Annotated in this window: 1 protein-coding gene; it reads left to right on the forward strand. The window is 61.7% G+C overall.

What is annotated here, in order from left to right; all coding sequences use genetic code 11:
* Positions 1–420: alkaline phosphatase family protein (locus HNV26_RS37555; protein ID WP_216613098.1), on the forward strand; the 420-nt coding region annotated here is incomplete at both ends.

Raw genomic sequence — 420 nt, forward strand, 5'->3', positions numbered from 1 at the left:
GTGCCGACCTTCTCCTTCATCGCGCCGAATCAGTGCAACGACCAGCATGGGCGCGCCAACGGCGGCCCCCAGTGCGACTTCGACCCGAACGACAACGGCACGCAACAGGGCTTGAACCCGGCGCTGATCAGCGTTGGCGATCAGACGCTAAGCACGATCGTTCACGCCATCAAGAATTCGCCGGCGTGGAAGGAAGGCCACAACGCCATCGTCGTGCTGTGGGATGAAGACGACTACAGCATTTCGCCGACGGTGAACCAGGTGCTCACGATCGTTGACACGAACTACGGCCGGCACGGCGTGAAGAGCGACGAATTCTACACGCACTTCTCCCTGCTGCGCTCGATCGAAGGCGGCCTGCGCTTGCCCTGCCTCAATCACGCTTGCGACGCGACCACGAACACCATGTCCGACCTGTTC

It is taken from the genome of Myxococcus xanthus (genome assembly GCF_013116825.1).
Taxonomy (GTDB): Bacteria; Myxococcota; Myxococcia; order Myxococcales; family Myxococcaceae; genus Myxococcus; species Myxococcus xanthus_B.